The organism is Candidatus Firestonebacteria bacterium RIFOXYD2_FULL_39_29, assembly GCA_001778375.1.
GTDB lineage: Bacteria > Oederibacteriota > D2-FULL-39-29 > D2-FULL-39-29 > D2-FULL-39-29 > D2-FULL-39-29.
Genome location: MFGV01000079.1, coordinates 1 through 25587, shown reverse-complemented (window position 1 = coordinate 25587; position 25587 = coordinate 1). Strand labels below are relative to the sequence as shown.

Annotated in this window: 21 protein-coding genes and 1 pseudogene; all 22 read left to right on the top strand. The window is 39.6% G+C overall.

Annotated features, from left to right (window positions below; genetic code table 11):
• Nucleotides 1-316: 316 nt before the first annotated feature.
• The 22 genes and pseudogenes from A2536_12740 (at nt 317) to A2536_12635 (ending at nt 25410) form a co-directional block, all read left to right on the top strand.
• The gene (locus A2536_12740; protein OGF44885.1) at nt 317-1123 is read left to right on the top strand and encodes a hypothetical protein; all 807 of its coding nucleotides are present in this window, start codon (nt 317-319) and stop codon (nt 1121-1123) included.
• A gap of 252 nt (nt 1124-1375) precedes the next feature.
• Nucleotides 1376-1642 carry a hypothetical protein gene (locus tag A2536_12735; GenBank protein OGF44884.1) on the top strand — a complete coding sequence of 89 codons (267 nt, stop codon included), beginning with the start codon at nt 1376-1378 and terminating at the stop codon, nt 1640-1642.
• A gap of 1151 nt (nt 1643-2793) precedes the next feature.
• Nucleotides 2794-4290, top strand: a pseudogene (locus A2536_12730) (hypothetical protein).
• Between the two features lie 215 nt (nt 4291-4505).
• Complete coding sequence (locus A2536_12725) at nt 4506-5051, top strand: hypothetical protein (protein OGF44883.1); 546 nt, start codon at nt 4506-4508, stop codon at nt 5049-5051.
• A gap of 229 nt (nt 5052-5280) precedes the next feature.
• Nucleotides 5281-5568: a hypothetical protein gene (locus A2536_12720; protein OGF44882.1), complete on the top strand. Its 288-nt coding sequence runs from the start codon at nt 5281-5283 to the stop codon at nt 5566-5568.
• 8 nt (nt 5569-5576) lie between these two features.
• Nucleotides 5577-7259 (top strand): hypothetical protein, encoded by a 1683-nt coding sequence (locus A2536_12715; GenBank protein ID OGF44881.1) that lies wholly within the window; start codon nt 5577-5579, stop codon nt 7257-7259.
• Nucleotides 7256-7678 (top strand): hypothetical protein, encoded by a 423-nt coding sequence (locus A2536_12710; protein ID OGF44880.1) that lies wholly within the window; start codon nt 7256-7258, stop codon nt 7676-7678. The genes A2536_12715 and A2536_12710 overlap by 4 nt, the downstream gene beginning before the upstream one ends.
• Before the next feature lie 2 nt (nt 7679-7680).
• A complete protein-coding gene (locus tag A2536_12705) occupies nt 7681-8733 on the top strand; it encodes a hypothetical protein (GenBank protein OGF44879.1) in 1053 nt (350 codons plus the stop codon).
• 403 nt (nt 8734-9136) lie between these two features.
• Nucleotides 9137-9892 carry an ABC transporter gene (locus A2536_12700; protein OGF44878.1) on the top strand — a complete coding sequence of 252 codons (756 nt, stop codon included), beginning with the start codon at nt 9137-9139 and terminating at the stop codon, nt 9890-9892.
• A 99-nt stretch (nt 9893-9991) separates the two neighbouring features.
• A complete protein-coding gene (locus tag A2536_12695) occupies nt 9992-11689 on the top strand; it encodes a hypothetical protein (protein ID OGF44877.1) in 1698 nt (565 codons plus the stop codon).
• 326 nt (nt 11690-12015) lie between these two features.
• Nucleotides 12016-13317, top strand: coding sequence for a hypothetical protein (locus tag A2536_12690; protein ID OGF44876.1), 1302 nt, complete (start codon nt 12016-12018; stop codon nt 13315-13317).
• A gap of 15 nt (nt 13318-13332) precedes the next feature.
• Nucleotides 13333-14601, top strand: coding sequence for a hypothetical protein (locus A2536_12685; GenBank protein ID OGF44875.1), 1269 nt, complete (start codon nt 13333-13335; stop codon nt 14599-14601).
• A 153-nt stretch (nt 14602-14754) separates the two neighbouring features.
• A complete protein-coding gene (locus tag A2536_12680) occupies nt 14755-15390 on the top strand; it encodes an ABC transporter (protein OGF44887.1) in 636 nt (211 codons plus the stop codon).
• A 179-nt stretch (nt 15391-15569) separates the two neighbouring features.
• Nucleotides 15570-16826: a hypothetical protein gene (locus tag A2536_12675; GenBank protein OGF44874.1), complete on the top strand. Its 1257-nt coding sequence runs from the start codon at nt 15570-15572 to the stop codon at nt 16824-16826.
• Nucleotides 16827-16883: 57 nt separating this feature from the next.
• A complete protein-coding gene (locus A2536_12670) occupies nt 16884-17798 on the top strand; it encodes a hypothetical protein (protein OGF44886.1) in 915 nt (304 codons plus the stop codon).
• A 140-nt stretch (nt 17799-17938) separates the two neighbouring features.
• Nucleotides 17939-18307: a hypothetical protein gene (locus A2536_12665; protein OGF44873.1), complete on the top strand. Its 369-nt coding sequence runs from the start codon at nt 17939-17941 to the stop codon at nt 18305-18307.
• Nucleotides 18308-18376: 69 nt separating this feature from the next.
• Nucleotides 18377-18886 carry a hypothetical protein gene (locus A2536_12660; protein OGF44872.1) on the top strand — a complete coding sequence of 170 codons (510 nt, stop codon included), beginning with the start codon at nt 18377-18379 and terminating at the stop codon, nt 18884-18886.
• A 184-nt stretch (nt 18887-19070) separates the two neighbouring features.
• Nucleotides 19071-20351 (top strand): trigger factor, encoded by a 1281-nt coding sequence (locus tag A2536_12655; GenBank protein OGF44871.1) that lies wholly within the window; start codon nt 19071-19073, stop codon nt 20349-20351.
• 167 nt (nt 20352-20518) lie between these two features.
• The gene (locus tag A2536_12650) at nt 20519-21100 is read left to right on the top strand and encodes an ATP-dependent Clp endopeptidase, proteolytic subunit ClpP (GenBank protein OGF44870.1); all 582 of its coding nucleotides are present in this window, start codon (nt 20519-20521) and stop codon (nt 21098-21100) included.
• A gap of 4 nt (nt 21101-21104) precedes the next feature.
• Complete coding sequence (locus A2536_12645; protein ID OGF44869.1) at nt 21105-22364, top strand: ATP-dependent protease ATP-binding subunit ClpX; 1260 nt, start codon at nt 21105-21107, stop codon at nt 22362-22364.
• Nucleotides 22365-22546: 182 nt separating this feature from the next.
• The gene (locus A2536_12640) at nt 22547-23695 is read left to right on the top strand and encodes a class V aminotransferase (protein ID OGF44868.1); all 1149 of its coding nucleotides are present in this window, start codon (nt 22547-22549) and stop codon (nt 23693-23695) included.
• A gap of 122 nt (nt 23696-23817) precedes the next feature.
• Nucleotides 23818-25410: a phosphoglycerate dehydrogenase gene (locus tag A2536_12635; protein ID OGF44867.1), complete on the top strand. Its 1593-nt coding sequence runs from the start codon at nt 23818-23820 to the stop codon at nt 25408-25410.
• The last annotated feature ends 177 nt before the right edge of the window (nt 25411-25587 follow it).

Below are 25587 nucleotides of genomic sequence, written 5' to 3'. Positions count from 1 at the left end.
AAATGTTTAAGTTCGGTTAAAAAACCGCTTCTTGGTTCCAGTTGTCAAAGAACGGTGTTTCTAGAAATAATTGCGACACAGTCTGAATTACTAGTGACTAATGACTATTTAAGGAAAGCGGTTAAATCACCGCTAATATTCATGTTATTTTTTGAGGCGGGTGTTTTTTCCCGCCAACAATAAATAGTCACTAGTCATTAGTCCTTAGTAATTTGTTTACTGTTGAAGTAATTATACTCCAAATTAGAGGAATCGTGAATAGATAAATCACAGATTTATATGGATTTTTTGAAACCTGAGCCGTTATAATAGTTTTATGGAAAACCTTTTGGATACGCTTAAAATAGACGTTCATATAGCAAAACATTCTATTTGCGGGAAGTGGTGGAACTTTGATTCAAACGATCCTTTTACAAGAATATACTATATAGACAGCGGTGAAGGGTTGATGTTCGTGAACAAAAAGAAGATTCGGTTGCTGGCAGGGCATCTATATATAGTACCTGCTTACTCAAGGTTAAAAACCATAGGCGGTAAGGATTTTGGGCAGTATTGGGTTCACTTTTCCGCAAAGATATTTTCTACCATTGAATTGTTTAAAATTCTGAGCCCTGTGCTTGATGTGAAGCTGAAAAGTCCGGGTGAAGTTGAGAAAATATTCAAAAGACTCCTTTTTGTCAGTAAAAACAAAGACCTTAAAAGCCGTTTTGAGGCGGATGCGATAGTAAGATATCTCCTTTCATTCTTTATCCCAAAAGCTGTTCCGGACGGTTACGGGAAAAAAATAGAAAAACTGGTTAAGTTTACGGATGTCCTGAAGTACATAGAAGAGAATTTAATGAACCAAATATCCGTTGAAGAGCTCTCCTCTAAAGCCGGCTTAAACCCTGTTTATTTTTCAAATTCTTTTTCCAAAACCTTCGGATTATCCCCCGTAAAATATGTCAACTCCCAAAGAATAGAAAAAGCAAAGATCTCCCTCGCTGCAAGCGATAAACGCCTTGACGAAATAGCCGACGAAACAGGCTTTGCAGATCCTTTTTACTTCTCCAAATTATTCAAGAAATACACAGGAAACTCTCCGTCAGAGTACAGAAAGAAAGTAAGATATGAGATCAGTTAAAAGTAAAATTAGCACTGTTTGACAAGGATATTTCTATTTGCTATAATGCCTGTATGAGTCCAACAGTATTTCGCGAGAAAGGCTATAGGTTTTATTTTCTTTCTAATGAGGAACAAAGAATCCATGTTCATGTTGAGTGTTCGGACGGCGAGGCAAAGTTCTGGATTGAGCCGATAATCTCGTTAGCGACTTATTGCAAGTTAAGTCCAAAGCGGTTGAACGAGATAAGAAAGATTGTGGAGGAACACAAAGATGAAATTACTAAAGAATGGAAAAGACACTTTAGTCAGCGTTGAAAACATAACCGGCTTTGGTATTTGGCTCTTGGTCAAAGGCAAAGAGTATTTTATGAACTACGAGACATATCCTTATTTTAAAGATGAGAATGTAAACCACATTACGAATGTAAAGCTGCTGCATGAGTCGCATTTGTATTGGCCGGAACTGGATGTGGACTTGGAAATAGACAATCTTGAGAATCCGGAAAAGTATCCGTTGAGGAGTAAAGTCGCACGGTAGAGCTTGATCAAAAGTACGGGATAAAGTTAAGCAAAGCGAGAGAAAAGATTCTTGTCAAGTAACAGATAGTCTGGGTAAGGGGTAGGGGGGTTCTAAAGAAATCAAAATATCACTATTGCAAAATAAAAACTTTTTAAGCTTACGGTTTTCAGGAAAGTGTTAAGGAAGCTGGAACAAGGGATCCTTGGCACTCAAAGAAACAGAAAAAGTAGGTGCTGTCCCGGAATTTGTTTTTGCATTAAAGCCTTTGAATAATTTGAAATAACTTTTAACCGGGAGCGACTTCACTTGGCAAATGGGTATAAGATTCCTGAGGAGTACGAGGTAGAATATTATAGATCAAGCAATTAAATAAATTGGGGGAGTATCAAAGGTCAATTATAAAGGAAAGGAGTTTTATGTTCAGTAAGAGTAAAAAAAACATATTCAGTCCAGTATCAGCGATTATTGTTATTTTTGCTTTTTCAACATTGTCCTATGCGGAACTTCATTTTGGTATTATTAATAAGGTAAAGAAAGAAGTCAAAACATTGAATGATGGGAAAAAGGCCCCTCTGCTTTCCGGAAGTAGTGTCAGCCCTGCAAATGGTAATGTTGGGACTGTTTTTACCTATACAATAACATATTTAGATTTTAATAATGATGCTCCTGCGAGTGGCTATCCAAGAGTTGCTATTAAAAAGGGCGGAGTAACGGTTACAACAGTAGTAATGACATCAGCGGGTAGCGGGCAGTATAGCAATGGTAAAGTATATAGCGGCCAATACCAAATAAATACTGCAGGAACTGATTATACCTATACCTATGAGGCAACTGATGTTGAAGGTAATGTATCTGTAATTGTAAATGGAAGTGGTCCAACAGTGAATAGCTTAATTATATTTGCAGTTACGAGTATATCTCCAATCAGTGGACCTAATGGAACTAATGTAACAATCAATGGCACGGGCTTTGTAAATGGAGCCACGGTAAAGATTGGAAGTACAAGTTGCTCTAATACTTCTTTTGCTAGTTCAATAAAACTAACAGCAACAACACCCACAAATGTTCTCGGTTCATACAATGTAGTAGTAACAAATCCTGATACAAGCACAGCAACATTAACTAATGGTTTTACATATAGTGGAGGAGATGGCGGTGGAGAAAACGGGAATATTGTAGTTGAAAATGTTGTTTTGGCAAATAAAGATACTGTCGGGAAAACAAATAATATCAGGTTTGATATTGCCTGGGATAACTCCTGGTTTACAGCCGGCGCTCCAAGTCCTACGGCAAACTGGGATGCGGCTTGGGTGTTTGCTAAATTTTCAAAATCAACAGACGGGGGTTCCTCTTGGTCAACTTGGAATCATTGCACTTTATTAAACACCGGGAATGTTGCACCTGTCGGTTCGCAGATGAGTTTTGGCGATACAGGTGGTGTATACAAAGGAGCCTTTATTTATCGTTCTTCTGCCGGCACTGGTTCAGTAGATTGGAATCTTGCAGAACTTAGATGGAATTATGGAACTGATGCCGTTTCCGATACCGACCTTGTACAGGTAAAAGTCTTTGCAGTAGAGATGGTTTATATCCCTGCAGGTCCTTTTTATATCGGGGATGCCAACAATGACAACTACGGTAACTTCTTGAAATCAGATGGCGCATATGTAAAAGATAAAGTATTACCTGAATATCAGATAACTTCAGAAAACGCTATTACGGTTGGTACGGCAGTTGATAATCTCTATTATGATGCCGATATCGGTCACGTCGGCGACCAATCAGGTCCCATCCCTGCAGGTTTTCCCAAAGGGTACAATGCGTTTTACATTATGAAATGCGAAATATCCCAAAGGCAATATTGCGAGTTTTTAAATACACTTGCACTTACGCCTACCCAGTTCATCAGTAGAATTAGTAATTATTACGGCAGTTACCGTAATTATATAAAACTTGCCTCAAACGGTAAATATGGCTGTGATGCGAATAATAATGCCGGTGCTTGGGGTTCTGCTGATTTTGCACTTATGAATGAAAGTAACGATGGAGAATGGGTAGCCTGCAACTATATATCTTGGATGGATGTAGCCGCATACACAGACTGGGCGGCTCTTAGACCCTTTACAGAATTGGAGTTTGAAAAAGCCGCAAGAGGCGGTCAGGCTGCAGTAAATGATGAGTATGCCTGGGGAAATACTATTTTGGAATCTTTAACTACTTCTCTTTCGAATGCATGTACTAAGTTGGAAGCCCCAAATCAGGGAAATGCAAATTTGCAGGGGTGTTCGCCACAGGGACCCTATCGTTGCGGTAGTTATGCGGACGCAGGTGCCACCCGCACAAACTCAGGTGCTGGCTATTACGGAGTGCTTGACCTTTCCGGGAACTTATGGGAAAGGATTGTCACAGTGGGAAATCCAACAGGGAGAGGCTTTACGGGTACACACGGAGATGGAAGTTTAATTTCTTTCGGTGATGCTACTAATTCTGATTGGCCCGGTTTTGTTGCTTCGGCTGTTACAGACGCTACAGGTAGCGGTTTTCGCGGCGGCTATTGGGACTACATTACATTCGACGCCCGCATGTCGGCCCGCTACTTTTCCGCTGACACGTACGCGTTTCGCAACAACGCTTTCGGCGGTCGTTGTGCCAGGACTTCCCCCTGATTTTTGCTCTTTTATTCTTTGTTGTTTGGAGATTTAAACTATGGAAAGGATAACGCCGGTTGTAGAGAAACACTATCAATTGATTCTTTGGATTTTGCCAAAAATAGCCAATTTCCCAAAGGACCAAAGATTTTTGTTGGCAGACCGGATAGAATTAATGTGGTAAAGAGCGGTTGGTATATGTTCCAATATCGAAAGGTGAAAAGCAGGATAAAATGATGAACAAGAAGAAATATTCTAAATTAATGTTTATTGCATTATTATCAGTCAATATATTTATATTGCAATCATTTGCTGAAGAAACAACGAACCTACAGCAGAAAACTGAGTTAATTAAGTTTGATACTACCAAAATCAATTTAACGGGTAAGTTAGGTGTAAGTTTTGGATACCCTTATGCAGCGATAAAATATGGCTTATCGGCAAGTATAACCGGAGAGGTAAAAGTTGCGTTCGATTTTGTTGAGCCGATATATGTGTTTAGCGGAAGAGTGTATTATAATATTTATCGGGATAGTGTTGTAATTGGATATGTGGGCTTAGAAGGTGGATGGACTACTTTTAATACAGAGGGCACGGCAGGTACTGGCTATTATGGAATGGTGTTTTTGGGAGCAGAATATTTTATTAATAAAGGTCTTAGTGTTGGAGTTGATATCGGTCCTAATTATATGGTTGTAGGAACTAACTATGGCGGGTTAGATTTAAAATCCGGCAGCCTTGATTGGGTTTACAATTTAAGTGTAAATTTGTATTTTTAGCGGTAAATCTAAAACTATTCAACTAAAATAGCCCATCCCTGCAAGTTTAAGGTTCTTCATTCGCCATCCTTTCTGAAAGCTTACAGTTTTATAGCCATGACAAAGGTTTAATTATGGGCGGAAAAATGCTAAAATACAACAATGCGGGGATTGAATAGGGTAGTTGTAAAAGCATTATTCGTGTGTTATTATTGAGTAGATACAAAAATATATATGGGAGGTAGGGCAGATGAATAAGAATGTCAGAAGGGCAATGCTTGCGGGGTTGGGCGCGCTTACGCTCACGGAACAGCTTTCAAAGAAGATACTTGTTGAGCTTGTGAAAAGAGGGTCGGTTTCGGAAAAGGAAGCTAAAAGCAGGGTGGACAGTGTAATAAAGGAAGCGGTAAAGACCAAGAAAAGGATAGAAACTGCGGCAGAGGCTGAAGTGAAAAAACTTATAAAAAAGCTTGATCTTGCCACTATGTCTGACCTTAGGGCTATGGAAAGTAAACTCAAGAAAAAAAGGAAAAAATAGTATTTTAGATGGACCTGATAAAAATAGGCCGCACATATAAAAATTTTAGACGTCTTCGCGAGATACTCAATGTTTTTGCAAAATACGGGTTTGAGTATGTTATTCACAGGATAAACCTTGCGAGGCATGTTACCCTGCGAAAACGGGTGGTAAAACCGAAAGAGCTCAAAAAGTCCGACATTTTTGATTCTGCGGTAAAAATAAGAAGTATGTTCGAGGAGCTGGGGCCTACTTTTATTAAGTTTGGGCAGATACTTTCCCTCCGCGCTGATATTCTTCCCCAGCATTTCATTGAAGAGTTATCAAAATTGCAGGATGCGGTCAAACCCTTTCCTTTTCAAGAGGCAAAAAAGATCCTGGAATTGTCTTTGGGTAAACCTTATGACAAGGTGTTTTCCAGGGTGGATGAGATACCTTTAGCCTCTGCTTCTATTTCACAAGTGCATTACGCGGTAATGAAAGAGGGTGGGGAAAAGGTTGTTATAAAAATCCAGCGTCCCGGGATAAAGGAAGAGATAAAGAGGGATCTGGATATACTTTTTACTCTTGCGCGTCTTATTGAAAAACATATCCCTGAATCTAAGGTTTATAATCCGGTCGGTGTTGTTGAGGAGTTTGGTCAGGCCATGAGCCGCGAGCTGGATTTCACCTATGAAATGGCGCACGCGGACAAGATCAGAGACTTTTTCAAAGGCAGTAAAACCGTTCATATTCCCAAGGTGTATTTTGATCATTCCGGAGAGCTCGTTATGATTATGGAGTATATAGACGGGGTAAAACTCTCTTCTACTTCTAATTTTCCGAAGCACCGGAAAAAAGTTATTGCCCGGCATCTCATTGACTTGTACTATGTGATGGTATTCGAACGCGGATTTTTTCAGGCGGACCCTCATCCCGGCAATATATTTGTCATGAAAAATAATGTTATAGGTCTTGTGGATTTTGGCATGACCGGAAAACTTACACAAACGAATATTAAGAAATTTTCCTACCTGGTGCTTTCTTTTATGGAAAAAGACCTGGACATAAATGTGGAAGAGTACAGACTGCTCGGTATTGTTTCCGAAGATGAAGAAAATGTAGATTTTGAAAAAGAAGCTGTAATGATGATGGAACGCTACCGCCGGTTTCCTCTCGATAAAATTAATATGGGGAATGTCATATATGAGTTGTCCGACCTTGCGCGTAAATATGGGTTTAAATTAAATAAAGATTTTGTTTTGCTGGGAAAGGTCTTTTTTACCGTGGAAAGCGTTATCCGTGAGATTGATCCGGATTTTAATTTTGTTGAAGCGGCAAAACCTCACGCGCTAAGATTTCTAAAAGAAAGTGTCAAACCTGCACGTCTTCTTAATGATGCAAAAACCGGTGCACTTTCGATATTCAGCTTTTTAAAAACCATACCAAGAGATATCGGCGAGATCTTTAAGAAAATAAAGAAAGGGGAGTTGGAAATAGAATTTGTTCATGTAGGGTTGGAGCCTCTTATACGGGAGATGGACCGGGCAACTAACCGGCTTACCGCGGCATTTATAATAGGCGCGCTAATAATCGGTTCTTCTATTATAACATATTCGGGAGTGGGACCAAAATTCATGGAAATACCCCTTTATGGTTTTCTAGGTTATTTTGTTGCAGCCTTCCTGGGCTTTGTGCTGGTTATTTCGATACTGAGGTCCGGCAAGTTATGAGCCTTATGGGAATAGATTACGGCGACAAGCGGATAGGCGTTGCAATTACGGATGAACTTACCGGTTCGGCCCATCCTTTAAAAGTCATTCAGAATGCTGTCGGTATCCGCGAGATTAAAAAATTGGCTGAAGAGTACGGGAATGTCGAAAAATTTGTTGTCGGGATGCCTTATAATTTAAAAAGTGAAGTAGCTTTTAAAGCCAAACAGGTGCTTCTCTGGATAGACAAACTTAAAAAAGAAGTGAACATACCCGTGGAAACCTGGGATGAGAGATTTTCCACCTCCGAAGCAAAAGATATTCTTATAAACGCTGACGTCAGCAGAAAAAAAAGGAAGGAAGTAATAGATAAAATGGCAGCCTGTATCATTCTTCAGAGTTATGTAGATGCTCAAAAAAGCGGAAAGAAAGGTTTTTAATAGTGAAAAAGCATAAAAAAGAGTTTAAAAAAAAGAAATGGAATATAAATCATATTATTTTCCGGAATATTATTATATTGGTTGTCGTTGCAGTTATTCTTCTTCTCCCGTTTCTTCCGGCCGGTATCAGCGCAAAAACAAAGTTTGTTGATATTCCCAAGGGTTATGGCGCTTCAAAAATATCTTATGTCCTGAAAAAAGAAGGAATTATTCGTTCACGGCTGGTGTTTCGTATCATTTCTAAATTCCGGGGCGGACATATGAAAGCCGGGGAGTATGAACTTTCTTCTTCCCTGCTGCCCTGGAGCATAATTACAATGATGAAAGCAGGTAAGGTGGTTAGTCATCCCATAACTATTCCTGAAGGGTTTACCGTAGGGCAGGTTGCGTCATTATTTGAGGCCAAAGGTCTTGCCGTGAAAAAAAGAATGGAAGAACTTTGTAATGATAAAGAATTCATAAAAAAATGCGGTATTGAAGCCTCGGGTCTGGAAGGATATCTTTTTCCGAGTACGTATTTTATTACGAAGGATATGACGGAAGAAGATATCCTCTTAATGATGACCAAAGAATTCAAAGATATGTGGAAAAAGAACGGATTTGACCGGGATATTATCACAAAAAAGAAGAAGATGAATGATGTACTAAAGCTGGCTTCAATTGTAGAGAGGGAAGCTGAAACGGATTTTGACCGTCCGCTAGTGGCAGGGGTTTTTACTAACCGATTAAAGAAAAATATGAAGCTTGAATCGTGCGCAACGGTTGTTTATGCTTTCGGAGAAAAAGAAATGTATAAGGATCATTTAACAGGCAGGGATCTTATGATTGATTCTCCTTATAATACTTATCTGCATCACGGTCTTCCTCCGGGGCCGATATGCAATCCCGGAATTGATTCGATAAAAGCCGCCGTTTTCCCAGCTGTGACCAGAATGCTTTTCTTTGTATTGAAGCAGGACGGCAGTCATTCACATACTTTTTCTGAAACAAAACAACAACACGAAAAAGCAATAAGAGCAGCCAGAGAAGCAAGTGAAGCAAAGAAAAGTAAGTGAAGCAAGTTGAGCGAAGTCTAAATATCTGACTATAAATCTTCGCGAAATCCGCCTAGGCGGAGAAAGCAAATGCAGCAAGGGAAGCAAAAAAAGCAGGGAAAGTGGAAGAAACAAAGAAAATTAAATGAAGCAAGTTGAGCGAAGTATAAATATCTGACCATAAATCTTCGCGAAATCCGCCTGGGCGGAGGAAGCAAATACAGCAAGTACAGTAAAGGAAGTAAAAGAAGTAAAAGAAGTAAAAGAAGTAAAGCAAGGGAAGTGACAAAATGTACTATTAAAACATATAGTAATCATTTTGTCATCCCCGAGTGTTTTTATCGGGGATCCAGTGTATTAAAAAGATAAATAAAGCCTCTGGATCCCCGCCTACGCGAGGATGACAGAAAAATTGGAGCTATCTATGATTAAAATTGACGGTGTTACAAAAAAGTACGGGAGTTTTACGGCAGTCGACAATCTTAATCTTGATATTAAAAAAGGGGAGATCTTTGGGTTCCTCGGACCTAACGGAGCGGGGAAGACCACTACCCTCAAGATGATGAGCGGGCTTTTGAAAATCAACACCGGAAAGATAACTATCGGCGGGCATGATATTACCGCAAATCCTATTGAAGTAAAAAAAATAATAGGCTTTATCCCTGACCGTCCTTATATCTATGAAAAACTAACCGGCAAGGAGTTTCTGGATTTTATTGCGGGGATTTATCATCTGGAATACGATAAAAAGGAATCCAAAATTAAGAATCTTTTGCAGTTGTTTGAACTTGATAAGTGGGGGGATGAACTCATTGAAAGTTACTCCCTCGGGATGAAACAAAAGATTGTGATGGCCGGGAATATTCTTCATGACCCGGATGTTTATATAGTGGATGAACCGATGGTCGGCCTCGATCCAAAAAGCGCCAAGATCGTTAAGGAGATATTTATTGACCTCGGGAAGTCCGGAAAAACTCTCTTTATCTCCACTCATTCTCTGGAAATAGTCGAGTCTCTCTGCGACACAATCGGTATTATCATGAATGGCAAGATAATCGCTAAAGGAACAATAAAAGAAGTAAAAGAAATGGCAAAAACAGAAAAATCCGGTCTTGAAGATATTTTCCTGAGTTTGACAGGTTCCCCCGATCTGACGAATGTGCTGGAGCATATTAAGTGAAGAACGTAGTTTACGGTTTACAGTTTACAGTTTACAGTATGCAGTGTAAAGTGTTCAGCTTTAGCAGTTTTTAACTGTAAACATTACACCAGGAGTGTTATGGATCATTTTCTAAGATTACTAAATATTGGATGGAAGAGTTTTCGGAATGGGGCGAAACGCAAAGAAAAGGGCTCTTTTACAAGGAAAGTTGTACTAACCGGTATTTCTGTTGTGTTTCTTGTTAGCGTTTATTCCATATTCTTTTCCATGCTGCGGTATTTTAATACAATCCCTATGTTTGGAAATATTTTAGTCTGGAAACTGCTCGGAATGGTTTTTATATCATTCTTGTTCATGCTTTTATTTTCAAATGTTATAGTGGCAATATCGACATTTTATCTTTCGGACGATATGGTGCAGTTGATCTCTTCTCCGATCCCTGTTCCGGCTATAGTAGCTTCCCGGTTTGTACATGCGGTCATTAACAGCTCCTGGATGGTGCTTGCCATGGGACTTCCTATTTTCGCCTCGTACACCGTGGTTTTAAAAGGCAGTCTCCTCACTTTTGCTTTTTCCATGCTGGTTTTATTCCTGCTTTTACTGCTGGTCGGTTCTCTAAGTATATCTTTTGCTATGGGTATGATGAGAATATTCCCTGCCAGGCGGACCCGCGATTTCTTTATGATCTTATCCGTGATTGCAATAAGTTTTATTGTTATAATGTTCCGCCTGATCAAACCTGAAAGGTTCACCGATCCGCATGAACTGGCGGGCTTTACGGAGTTTATGGCTTCTTTTGAAACTCCTGATGCGCCCTACCTGCCGAGCGGCTGGGCGGCAAATGCCATTACTTCTTTTTTTCACAAGGAGTATAAAGCTGCTTATTTAAATCTGTTTTATCTGGTAATTTCGTCTGCGGCAGGTTTAACCTTTATGCTGTATCTAGGGAAACTCGCATTTCTTAAAGGCTGGTGGAATACCGCCGAGAATCAACTGAAAAAATATAAAAAGAAAACAATTGACGCCTATGATCTCAGAAAAATGTTTCCTTTTGTAAAGTCAAATATAATAGAAGTGGCCGTAAAGGATATAAAGAATTTTACCAGGGATTCCTCCCAGTGGCCCCAGTTATTCATGTTGATCTCGGTTATTATTATATATCTTTTTAATGTTACCAACTTATCTCTGGACCGTTTGCCCAAAACTCTTTACGCGAGGTATATAAATGATATTATATTTTTTCTGAACATGGGGTTTGCCGGATTTATTATTGCTGCAGTTGCCGCCAGGTTTGTCTTCTCTGCAGTCAGTCTTGAAGGCCGGGCTTTTTGGGTGATAAAGACCAGCCCTCTTTCCCCTAAGAAATACATCTGGGAAAAATTCTGGCTGGCCTTTTTCCCTTTATTGTTTTTATCCGAACTCCTGATAGGCCTTTCTATTTACTTTCTTAAGATAGACTTTTTCATGTCCCTGGTTTCAATAATTATGGTATTTTTCTTTTCCCTGTGTATCTCCTCTTTAGGTATAGGTATTGGCGCTGTTTATCCGAAGTTTAAATCTGATAATACAGCAGACATTGCGGCCAGCTACGGCGGGATAATTTATATGATATTTTCAATGATATACATAGTGATCTCTGTAGTCCTGATAGCAATTCCGGTAAACTCATATTATGCAAAAAAAGTAATAGGCAAAGCTAATTATAGTGAGAATTTCATAGTTGCAGCTGTTGTAATATTTTTTATAATTCAATTGATAGTCATGGTCGTACCCATGCGTTTAGGTGAAAAATCCCTGCATAACATAGAAGCCTAGAGGTCCTGGATTGTCAACAAAATAGATTTCCCGGCAGAAAATAACCCTAAAAACGAAGTAGGAATATTCAAGTTAAAGTAAAGAAAAGCGTATATGGTTGTTTCTTAATCAGTGGAATCCAAAAGTTTGCAATCTCTTCGAGAGATCTGCCTTACATAACTGGCGGAAGCGGAATCGAACCCGAAATCCTACTAAAATATCAATATTCTTAATGCCAATAATGGTGTACTTTCTACTTCGGATTTCGGGATAAAACATATATTGAAAAAGTAACAAAAAATATAGTAATCTATGGTATACTAAAAAAAAGCAAGAAAGGATGTGTCATGAAAAAGAAACTCTTATTGAAGCGTGCAAAATTGTATAGGAACCTCGCAAGGCTGTTCTTAATGCCGGCATTTATCTGTGTTCTTCTGTCTATGTTCGCATCAGTTCCCTTGTTTGGATGTTCTATTCCTGTTTTTAAGTACGCCTTGCAGGCCTGGCAGCCGGGAAGGTATGAAATTGCGGTGTTTTATAAAAAAACATTAAGTGAAAGTGATAACTTGCTTGTAAAAACACTGGATGCATATGAAACAAGCGGAAAAGCAAATGTAACTATACGTACCGTTGATATTACACAGAAGATGGATGAGACAACAAATTCAATTTGGAGATCAATAAAGCCCGCCAAGCTTCCTGTAATGGCGGTATTTTATCCGTTTATAGTTTTTGAAGGTGAGCTTAGCAAAAATGATGAGCCGGCCGTATGGCTTTCTGATTTAACAGAACAAAATATTAAACTGGTGATGGATTCTCCTGTGCGCAGGGAAATTGCCAGGCAAATATTAAATGAAGTCTCTATCGTCTGGCTTTTAGTGGAAAGTGGAGATAAAAAGAAAGATGCTGCTGCGGAAAAAACTTTAAAAACGGAAATTTCAATACTTGAGAAAAATATTGTATTACCGGAACCTAATGAGTTTGACTATCCTTATACTGATAATTCAAAAATTAAATTTACTTTATCTGTCATAAAAGTATCCCGCCGGGATGTAAATGAAAAATTTCTGGTTAACTCCGTTCTGAACAGCACAAAATTAATCAGCTCAAAAGATATTGAAAAGATAAAAGATCCTGTGGTGTTCCCGATATTCGGACAGGGACGGGTGTTTTATCCTCTAATTGGCGTAAATATCAGTCCGGATGGAATAAGAGAAACAGCAGAGTTTATAGCCGGACCGTGCTCGTGCACTGTCAAAGAACAAAATCCGGGAATTGATTTGCTTATGAATATGAAATGGGAAAGCATTATTGCGAGCGCGCCTGTTATTGAAAAGAAGCCGCCGCTGAAAAGTATCTCCGATTTTACTGATTCCGTAAAAAAACAGGAAGTAACAGCAGACGCTGAGGCCGGGCAAAGCAGATTAGATGTGAATACCGGCAAGTCAGATAATCTTTTTCGCAATGTAATATATCTTATCCTGGGTTTGGCTGTGGCTGCCTTTGCCTGGTATATTTTTCATATCGTTATGTCAAAGAAAACCCCGGTTGTCAGCCCGAGGGGTGAATTTGGCATAAATAAAAGAAAAACTTCACATAGTAAAAAATCATTGCGTAAACGCGGAAAGCTCCGCATTAAAAATAAATAGATTTTAGAGGAAGTTATGAGTATTATTCAACTGGTTATTAAAGAAATACTTTTCAGAAAATCCGGTATTTTGCTCGCCCTTTTATCTGTTGTAGTCGCAGTTTCCTGCCTTGTCGGCGCTTTTACACTTCTAAAAGTCCATGATTTAAGTACTGACCGGATTATCTCGGAAAAAGAAGCTCAAACGCGGAAAGAAATGAAAAAGATGGAAGATGACTACCGCAAAATAATGAAAAACCTCGGATTTAATCTTTTAATTCTTCCGAAGGACCAGAAAATTGACGATTTGTATTCAAATGATTATTCAACAAAATATATGCCTGAGAAATATGTAGAAACTCTCAAAAAATCGAAATTAATGACATTGATACGTCATTTGGTACCGATATTGCAGCAGAAAATTAAATGGCCGGAAAAGGAACGGACTATTATTCTTATCGGGGTGCGCGGTGAAAAAGCAGATACCGGATTAAAAGAAGAAAATATGTTTGATCCTATTTTGCCGGGAACAGTGGTCGTGGGATATGAACTCCATAAAAGTTTGGGCATAAAGATAAACGAAAAGATTACTTTGCTGGGCAAATCCTTTACGGCGGTTAAATTGCAGGAAGAACGGGGGAATAAAGACGATATTTCATTATGGGTTAATCTTAAAGAAGCTCAGGAGATGTTCGATAAAAAAGGAATTATTAACGGTATAATGGCCCTTGAATGCTATTGCCCTCTTCCAATTATACAGAATATCAGGAGTGATATTGCTAAAATATTGCCGGACACGCGTATTGTAGAGTTCTCGAGCGATGTAGTAACACGCGCTGAAGCAAGGGCAAGGGCTGAACAGGCAGCGAAAGATTCTGTTATCGCTGAGAAAAATAACAGGTCCAAATTAAGAGCCGAAATGGAGAATTTTACTTCAATACTGGTTCCTCTTGTAATACTTGCCTGTGCAATTTGGGTCGGTTTTATGTTTTTTGGTAATGTCCGTGAAAGAAAATTTGAAATAGGCATACTCCGAGCCATGGGTTGTTCTTCTTTTGATATTATGAAACTCTTCCTCTTTAAAGCGGGAATTATCGGCCTTATTGCCGGTCCTGCCGGTTATTTGTTTGGTTTACTTATCGGAAGTTCTATCGAAAACAGTACTGCCGGAGTATTTTCTTATTTTGATCCTAATTTGTTTATCTGGGTTTTGATGCTGACGCCTCTGGTTTCTTGTCTTGCTTCCTGGATACCGGCAGTTACCGCCGCCGGACAAGACCCCGCAAACATATTGGGAAAAGAGTGAAATACAAAAGAGATTTACAATTGACGAATGACAATTGACAATTTAATGTAGGCAGGAAAAGCACTGCCAATATAATAATAACACATTAGTGTGGAACGTGAGCAACGTGTAACGTTAGTAACATTCTAACTTATAAGTAAGGAGTATATGTATATCTTAGAACTTAAGAATATCTCCAAGACATACTTGAAATCAAAGTGCGATGTTCTCGCTCTCAAAAATATTTCCTTGGCATTGAAGCCCAAGGATTTTGTTGTAGTGCAGGGTTCAAGCGGCTGCGGTAAAACTACTTTACTTTTGATAGCGGGCGGGCTTTTAAAGCCGGATTCCGGTAAAGTTCTGATGGATAATCGGGATTTTTATACCCTATCTTCCGAAAAACGCGCTCAAATCCGAGCGCTAAGGATAGGCTTTGTATTCCAGCAATTCTTCCTGATTCCATATCTTAATGTTCTTGATAATATCCTTTCTGCCTCGCTCGGAGTAAAAACAAAACAGACGAAAGAGCGGGCAATGGAACTGATAAAACATTTTGACCTGGAAAACCGGATAAATCACTTTCCGTCGGAACTAAGCACGGGAGAGCGCCAGAGAGTAGCTTTAGCCCGCGCGGTATTCAACAAACCAAAACTGATACTTGCGGACGAACCCACCGGTAATCTGGATGCAAAGAACGCAGCTATTGTTGTAAGCTACCTGAAAGAGTTCGCAAAAAAAGGCAGCGCTGTTCTTCTTGTTACCCACAGTACTAAGATTGCTAAGTCGTTTAAAAATAGGATAAGGCTTTAAAAATGCAGGTTCTGGGTTCTTGGTACTGGGTGCTTGGAAAAAAGTACAAAATTACAAATAAATGGTTTTTATATATTAACATCACATTGACGTAGCACCCGTAATCCGCCTTTAAGGCGAGATCTCTCCAAAGTATTGGAGGACCCGATACCCGTAACGTTTTTTTTAAGAGAGGCCTAATGAAAAAAGTAATAGTAAGTTTAGTGCTGATCCTGATTTTTTGTTTTGGATTAAACGCAGCGCCTTTGCTTAAGCAAGGGCAGCTTCTTGCCATAGTAGGAGATTCCATTACCGAGGAAAAAGGATACAGCAAGCTTATTGAAACATATATTACCTGCTGCTATCCTGAGCTCAAGGCAAGGTTTCTTCTTATGGGGTGGGCAAGTGAGAAAGCCGCTGGATTTGACAAAAGAATGGATAATGACCTTCTGCCTTTTAAACCGGACGTTGCGACGGTCTGCTACGGTATGAATGACGGTAAATACAGAAAATATGAGCAGGGTATTGGTGAGGACTATGAATCATCATTAAATAGTATCGTAAGCAGGTTAAAACAAAATAACACTCTTGTATTGGTCGGATCGCCGGGCGCTGTTGATACTTATTACTATGACAAGAAAAAAAAGAAATACGGCTCAGAGGTTTATAATGAGACTTTGGGTAAGCTGGCAGAAATAGCAGGTAAAGTGGCAAAAAACAATCAGATGCTATATGTGGAAATTCATGAGCCGCTAATGACCGTAATGGCAAAAGCAAAAAGATCTTACGGGGAAGCTTTTGCAGTTTGCGGAACCGATGGTATACACCCTGGTGCGAACGGGCATGTGGTGATGGCTCAGTGTTTTCTTAAAGGCCTGGGTTTTGACGGAAATATCGGGACCATAACGGTGGATATGAAAGGAAAAACTGAGGCAAATGCAGGGCACAAAGTATTGTCAGCTCAAGCCGGTAAAATTGAGGTTGAAAGCTCCAGATATCCTTTCTGTTTCTTTGGAGAAGAGAAAGATACTGAACAAACCGCGAGTATCCTTCCGTTTGTCACTTTTAATGAAGAGCTGAACAGGCTTACATTGATTGTGGCAAATTTTGAAGGTGTAAAAGCAAAAGTAAAATGGGGGGAAGATTCTAAAACATTTACGAAGGAACAGCTGGAAAAAGGTGTAAACCTTGCCGCAGAATTTAGAAATAACCCGTTTTCAAAGCCATTTAGCGCCGTAGAAGCCGTAATTCTGGAAAAACAAACTTTGGAAACGGAAATGATAAAAAAATATATCACAAAGATCCCTGAAATGATCAAAGAGCTTAAAAAAGATGAAAGTAATAAAGCTATAATGGAAAAGAAGAAAAAGCTCCTAAAAGACCGTGAAAAACTAATGCAGAAAATCGAAGAAACTTTTATCCCCGTGAAACATGTTATTGAGATTGTAAAAGAGTAGATTATGAACATTAAAGTAAAAAGGATATTAATAATTCTTTCAGCCGGAGCTGTCCTTATCTCGGCTTTCCACTTTTCCAAGTGGGGTTTTACTTCTTCATGCAACTACGATAATACGAAGAAAGACGAAAAGCTGGAAGCTGCTTTAAAAGTCCACGTTGTAAAGCTTTCAGATGAGATACCACTGAAGAGTAAATCATCTTATAATAGAATAAAGATTTCTGCGGAGTATATCAAGGCAGAGTTTAAAAAAGCAGGTTATACTCCTGAAACTCAAAAATACGATATCAGTTCGATGCATTTTGAAAATATTTTTGTCACAAAAAAAGGTTTGACTGACAGGCTTTTAATAATTGGCGCGCACTATGACACATATTTCAACCCCGGTGCCGACGATGACTTAAGCGGAGTAGCTGTTATGCTTGAGACTGCAAAGCAGGCGATCAAAATTAATACCACTGATACTATTATTTTTGCCGCATTTGTAAACGAAGAACCGCCGAACTTTAAGACGGATACCATGGGTAGTTATGTCTTTGCCAAAGCGCTTAAAGAGAAAAAAGCAGAACTTTCCGGAGCTGTTATTCTGGAATCCGTCGGGTATTACTCTGATAAACCTGCTTCACAAACTTATCCTCCATTGTTTGGCTTTTTCTACCCGAATAAAGGAAACTTCGCAGCGTTAGTCTCAAATTTCAGTTCGAGAAATCTTGCAGCAAAGCTGGTAAGTTCCTTTAAAAATGCAACTTCTTTACCCTTGAAGAAAGCCGTAACTTTTGATTTCGTCCCCGGAGTGGATTTCTCTGACAATTGGGGTTTCTGGAAAGAAGGCTACCCTGCAGTCATGATAACAGACACTGCATTCTTCCGAAATCCAAACTACCACACAAGTAAGGATACTTATGAAAAGTTGGATTATCAGAAGATGGGAGAGATAGTGAAAGCGTTAAAGACTTTTCTAGAAAAAGGTTAAGGTGAGAATATGAGATTTATAGTTTTTATTATTCTTTTGTGTTTTGTTGCCCTAATATTGCTAAGCTTAATAGTGAGTATTATTTCGTTTTATAAAAAAAATATATTAACGGAGCTTTGCTTTTATTGCCGCCATTAGTATTGCTCATAATATTTATTCTTCCGGAATTTTTAGCTACTCAGGAGGCTGCTGAAATAAGTAAGCCGGTAGCGCAGATGAGGGGCGCGCAATCCGCACTCGAATTATTCTATAATCATTATAAATGTTATCCTGAAAATCTAGAAATATTAATTAAGGAAGGCTACCTGCAAAAGAACGGCAATGTTGATCCTTGGGTAAATAAAAATCAGTATAAACCAATTTATTCGAAAGACAGTAATCACAAGGCTGATAATTATTTGCTAGGAAGTAGCGGCGCCGATGGTAAATTTGATACAGAAGACGATATTAAACCCCCGATAAATACAATCAGGCATACATTTAAGAATAACATTGAGTTGAAAAAATGAAAATATTATTCAAGTCAAAAATACTGACTGTGATGATAGTTGTCTATACTGTTCTGGTCACGATAATTATTGGCGGATTATTATTTTTTAAAAAAGTATGAAGTTGGTTGGATACAATATTATATTTACCTTTTAGAATTGTTAATATGTTTAAATCTTTCGATTGCTAGTATTTTAGCTTTTAAAAACAAAAAAAGCATGAAAGGGATTTTATTATTATTACCAATAGTATTGTTTATTATTTTAGCTTATTTTTCTGATCCTTTTTATACGCCGCGCGAATACACAATAGAAGATAGCAAAGCAAGTATGAGAGGTGTCCAATCTTCACTTGAATTATATTATACTCATTATAAATATTATCCTAAAAACCTGGAAATACTAATTAACGAGGGTTATCTGCAGGAAGATGGAGGTAAGGATTTATGGAAAAATAATTACAGTTATTTTCCAATCTATTCCGGTGATAAAAAGAAGGTCGTTGATTACATGCTCCGAAGCAACGGCCCTGACGGCAAACCCTACACCGCCGATGATATTGAAGCTCCCATTAAGGTTGAAAAAAAAGTACACAAATAGTGTACATATGTACAAGATACGTGTACAACTACGTGCCCGTATTAGCTAGTAAAGGTATTTGGAGTCCCAAAGTAACCCTTTCTTGACTTTCTCCCCTTAAATATAATATAATACTTGGAATTCCTTGAATATCGGGAAAACCTGTGTAAAACGGCTTTGAAAGCGTTTCAATTAAAGGAGAAAAATGGATATCAAAGTAAATATACTTGAAGAGAAGGACTGTAAAAAGGTATTAAAAATAGAGGTTCCGAGCGACCGGGTTTTAGTCGAAATCGAGAATATGTATTCAAATCTTGAAAAGGTTGCGGAGATTCCCGGATTTAGGGCGGGAAAAGCGCCACGGGGGCTTATCGAAAAGAATTTCAAGCAAAAGGTTGAAAAGGATGTTCTGGAAAAACTTATAGCCAGTGCTTATCTGGATGCTTTAAAGGAAAAGAACATTAACCCTATCGCCTATCCTCAGATCGCTGATGTAAAGTTTGAAGCGGGAAAACCCATGGAGTTTACGGCTCATGTCGAAGTAAGGCCTGAGATAAAGCTTGGCAAGTATAAAGGAATAAAAGTAAAAAAAGAGCCGGTCGAAGTTAAGAAAGAAGATGTCGAGAAGTCCCTTAATTATATGCGGGAAAGACAGGCGGATTTTGCCCCTGTGGAAGGCCGCGCCGTAAAAGAAGGGGATTTTGTAATGATAGATTTCCAGGGAACAGCTGAAGGGGTTCCTGAGGATAAATTAAAGGCTGTGGATTATTTCTGTGAGATCGGGTCAAAGAAAATATTTCCTGAAGTTGAAGCGGCACTTATCGGTTCAAAAGTAGGAGAGGTTAAGGATGTGCCTGTCGTTTACAAAGCGGATTTCCCGGGTAAAGACCTGGCGGGAAAAACTGTGGTCTTTAAAGTTACAGTTAAAGGGATCAAAGAAAAAAAGCTTCCTGCTCTTGATGATGAATTTGCAAAAGACCTCGGGGAGTTCAAGACTCTTGACGAAGTAAAGAAAAATATCGAAGACGGGCTCAAAAAAGAACTTGAACAGAAAGAAAAGACAAGGGTTACAAACGCAATAATTGATGAGATACTTAAAAGTGTTGATTTTTCCGCTCCGCAGTCGCTGGTGGATAATGAGATCCAGCATCTTCTTCAGGATTTTGAAGGGAGAATGGCTCAGCAGGGTGTAACTTACGAAGTGATCGGGAAAAAGAAAGAAGAAGTGGAAAAAGAATATTCCGAAATGGCGCTTAAAAGAGTTAAAGCCTATCTTGTACTGGACGAAATAGCAAAAGCCGAAAAAATTGAAGTATCCGAAGAGGAAGTTGACGGAGAGATAAGAACGTTCCTCTTTAAAATGGGAAAAGAGGGCGACAGCTATAAAGAGTATCTAAAGTCCGAAAAAGGCAGGGAGAATATCCGTAACCAGATGATTCAGGACAAGATTTTGGACTTTTTATTGAAGAACGCTGAACTGAGCTGATAGATGCTCGGAGGCTTAGAGGCGCAGATGCTTAGAGGGAAGAAGCACAGAAGGTCGGACGCGCGGATGCGCAGCAAAAGCAAACAGACTAGAAGGTGGTTTTTTAGGGTTTATGGTTTTTTCGAATTTCGAGTTTAGAATTTCGAATTTGTTTTTAAGGAGGTTATATGCTAGTTCCAATGGTGGTGGAGCAGTCGAATAGAGGCGAGCGGGCTTATGATATATATTCCCGCTTATTAAAAGAACGTATTATATTTTTGGGTTCAGGTATAGATGATTATGTCGCTAACCTGATAATAGCCCAGCTGTTGTTCCTTGACGGTGAGGATTCAGAGAAGGATATTTCCATGTATATCAACAGCCCGGGCGGGGTTATCACCGCGGGTATGGCAATATACGACACGATGCAGTATGTAAAATCACCAATCTCTACCATTTGTGTGGGACAGGCGGCGAGTATGGCTGCGGTCCTTCTTGCCGCGGGTAAAAAGGGGAAGAGATTTTCTCTCCCGAATTCCAGGATACTTATTCACCAGCCGCTCGGCGGGGCGCAGGGACAAGCGACTGATATTGATATCCAGGCGAAAGAAATACTCAGGATGAAACATAATCTTAATAATGTTCTGGTAAAACATACAGGACAATCGCTTGAAAAAATAGTAAAAGATACAGATAGGGATTATTTTATGAGCGCGCAAGAAGCCAAGGATTACGGGTTGGTGGACGAGCTGGTGGAAAACAGGAGATAGATTAATGGCCGATAATATTGACAAAAAAGGTTCGTCAATAAGATGTTCTTTCTGCGGTAAGCCGCAGGATTTGGTAAAGAAACTTGTTTCTTCAGGCGCGCCTTCAGTTTTTATCTGTAACGAATGCGTGGCGCTTTGTAATAACATAATCAGCGAACAGGAAGAAAAACCGCTTACTGCCGAGCCGCTTAAAAAGAAAGAACTCCCTAAGCCGGTTGAGTTAAAAAACATGCTGGATGAATATGTTATCGGACAGGATAGGGCAAAAAAAATACTTTCCGTAGCTGTTTATAACCATTATAAAAGGGTTTATACTCCGTCGCATGATGTCGAACTCTCCAAATCCAATGTAATGCTTATCGGGCCGACGGGAACGGGTAAGACTTTGCTGGCCCAGACGTTAGCACGAATTCTAAATGTGCCTTTTGCTATTTCTGATGCCACGAGCCTTACGGAAGCCGGTTATGTCGGGGAAGATGTTGAAAATGTAATTTTGCGTTTACTTCAGAATGCCAACTATAATGTAGAAAAAGCTCAGAGGGGTATTATCTACATTGATGAGATAGATAAGATTTCCAGAAAATCCGAGAATCCGTCTATTACCAGAGATGTTTCGGGTGAAGGCGTCCAGCAAGGGCTGCTTAAAATATTGGAAGGGACGATTGCCAATGTTCCACCTCAGGGCGGAAGAAAACATCCCCAGCAGGAGTTCATTAAAATAGATACTACAAATATCCTCTTTATCTGCGGCGGTGCTTTTGTCGGACTGGATAAAATTGTTGAAAGACGTTTGGCGACAAAACGGTACGGATTTGGTTCTGAAAGCAAAGGAAAAAAACATTTAGAGCACGTCCTCAGGTTCCTCCAGCCGGATGATCTTTTAAAATACGGGTTTATCCCTGAGTTCGTCGGCCGGCTTCCAATTGTTGCCTCACTGGAAGATCTTACTGTTGAAGACTTAAAACGGATATTGACCGAGCCAAAGAATGCTCTCATTAAACAGTATAAAAAGTTCTTGCAGATGGAAAAAGTTAAACTTCGTTTTACCGATGAAGCCATTGAAGCCATTGCCGCTGAAGCTATCAAAAGAAAAACAGGAGCAAGGGGTCTTCGTTCTATTATAGAAGAGATTATGCTTGATGTAATGTATGACATTCCCGGAAAATCCGATATTAAAGAGTGCGTAGTTGACGAGAATGTTATCACCAAACGGGAAAAGCCGGTGTTGGTATATGAAGCGAAAGATAAGGCTAAAACAGCGTAAGAGATTGTCCATAACGTCCGTAAAAGTCCATAAAAGTCCATAAAAGTAAAAGCTTGAAATATATTATAGATAGATAACTGTAAGGGGTTTAATAAATCAAAGTTCCATAATGTAGGACTTTGATAGACGTTATAGACTGTTATGGACTTTTATAGACGATCATTTTATTGGAGGTTTTTCTTATGAAAAAGCGATATATCATGTCCCCCGGGCCTGTTGAGGTTCCGCCTTCTGTTTTATCCGTCGGGGGGCTCCCGATGATACATCACCGGACACCGGAATACAGAAAAGCTTTAAGTGAAGTTAATGAAGGACTTAAATATGTTTTTCAGACAAAAAATGATATTTTGATATTTCCTTCTGCCGGTACCGGCGGTATGGAATCTGCGGTAATTAATATGTGTTCACCCGGAGATAAAGTATTGGTTGCCGCTTGCGGGCAGTTTGGCGAGCGCTGGGCTAAGATAGCTGAATCTTTCGGAATTATTCCGGTGAAAGTATTTGCGGAATGGGGCAATGAAGTCGACTATGCTAAAGTTGAAGCTGAATTAAAAACAAATCCGGATATTAAGGCGGTCTTTACAACGTTGAGTGAGACATCAACGGGTATTGAAAATGATATTAAAAAATTAGGCGGGATAGTAAAGGGAACTAAGGCGGTGTTCGTTGTGGACGCGGTTTCAGGAATGGGCGCGGTGGAGTTTAAAACAGATGAATGGAGCGTGGATGTAACAGTTGTCGGCGCTCAAAAGGGAATGATGATACCTCCCGGCGTTGCGATGGTATCGCTTTCTGAAAAAGCCAAAGCGGCTATGGCTTTAAGTAAAACCCCGAAATATTATTTCAGTTATGAGCAGGCGTTAAAAGCGCTGACAAAAGATAAATTACCGGATACACCGTATACTTCTTCAGTATCATTAGTGTTACAGCTCCGAGAATCCATACGCCTTATAAAAGAAGAAGGTCTCGAAAGTGTCTGGGCGAGGCACTCAAAGATTGCCTCTGCAGTTCGTGCCGGTGTGAAAGCCCTGGGCCTTAAACCTTTTGCGAAAGGCAAGCCGTCAAATTCAGTCACTTCAATCTGGGCTCCCGAAGGTATAGACGGAGATGCCGTAAATAAAAAGATCCGTGATGACTACGGTATTACCATGGCCGGCGGACAGGGTAAGATGAAAGGCAAGATGTTCCGGATAGGTCACCTCGGTTACGTTGACAGATTCGACGCCGTCATCGGTATTTCCGCTGTAGAAATGGCGCTTACAGAACTGGGTATTAAAGTAGAGTTAGGTAAAGGTGTTAAGGCGGTAGAGGAAGAGTTGCTTAAAAAATAGTCCTTAAGGTTTATAAAGTTAATAAGGTTGTTTTTAGAGGTGTTAAGATCAGATTAAATAACACATTAATGTAAAACCTTATAACCTTACAAACTTTACAAACCTTATAAACGGAGAAAACTATGTTTAAAATTCTTGTTGCTGATCCGATTGCTGATGAAGGGATTGAGATACTTAAAAAACAGAAGGATACCGAGGTTGATGTAAAACTTAAACTTGCCCCTGAAGAGATTATTGCTATTATCGGGGATTATGATGCGCTTGTGGTTAGAAGCGAAACCAAGGCTACGACGCCTATACTTGAAGCGGCGAAAAAATTAAAAGTAATCGGAAGGGCCGGAGTTGGGGTTGATAATGTTGATGTGTCTTTTGCTTCAAAAAAAGGCATTATTGTTATGAACACTCCGGATGGAAATACTATTTCCACGGCTGAACATACCATAGCTATGATGATGTCTCTTTCTAGAAATATTCCTGCGGCTGATGCCTCCATGAAACAGAAAAAATGGGATAGAAAGAAGTTTACAGGAGTGGAGCTTTACGGTAAGACTCTCGGAATAATAGGGCTGGGCAGGGTGGGAAGGGAAGTTGCGCTTCGCGCTAAGAGCTTTCATATGGATATAATGGCTTTTGATCCGTACCTTACAGAAGAGATGGCTCTCAAAGCGGGTTATAAAAAAGCTACGGTCGATGAAGTTGTAACTACAGCAGATTATATTACAGTGCACACTCCGCTTACAAAAGAAACAAAGGGAATAATAGGCGAAAAAGAAATTGCAAAAATGAAAGAGGGAGTGCGTTTGATCAATTGCGCGCGCGGCGGGATCATTGACGAGAAAGCGCTTACAGCCGGATTAAAAAGCGGGAAGATTGCAGGAGCTGCAATTGATGTGTACGAGAAAGAACCGCCTGTGGAATATATCTATAGTGATCTGTCAAATGTGGTGCTTACTCCCCATCTTGGCGCATCTACGGAAGAAGCTCAGGTTTCTGTGGCGATTGCAATTGCGAATCAAGTACTTGAAGCCCTTCGCGGCGGGACGGTAAGAAATGCGGTAAATGCTCCGGCGGTACCGGCGGAAATACTTACTCTGATGAAACCTTATATTTTACTCGGTGAAACCCTGGGAAGGACGCTGGTTCAGCTGATAGATGGACCGATAAAAAAAGTTGAGATAGAATACACCGGACAGGTTTGCGATTTTAATACTTCCTATCTGACGCTTTCAATTGTAAGAGGGGTCCTTACACCCATAACAAAGGAGCCGGTAAATTTTGTTAACGCCCCTCATATTATTAAAGAGAAAAATATCCTTGTAAATGAATCCAAATCAAACCTCATTAAGGAGTACACCAGCTTTATCAAAGTTGCCATTACCACGGATAAAGGAAGAAATTCCATTGGAGGTACCGTTTTCGGAAAGAATAACATCAGGATTTCCCGTCTTTTTGGATATGATATTGATCTTGAACCGGCAACTTATATGTTGATAATCATCAATAAGGACGTTCCGGGTATGGTTGGTAAAATTGGAACTCTTTTGGGTAAAGAAAACATAAATATAGCCAGTTTGCAGATGGCAAGAAAGATAACCGGCGGCGACGCTACTACCATATTGACGCTTGATAACCAGATAGAAGACAAAATCATGCTTGAGCTGGCAAAGATGGATAATATAAGAGCCGTCAAGTTTGTAAAAAATGATATAGCATAAGGTACGGAAGGACTCTTTTCGTCGAAACTCAGTGCGAAAGCCGGGAGAGATTCATACTGGTTTATACAAAAACCCGCCATTTTTCAACAGCGATTCCGCAACTATAATAAATAGCCCTATAAAAACCTGTATATACCCTGAGAAAAACGATTATTACCTGTTTAAGCAAATTCGCAC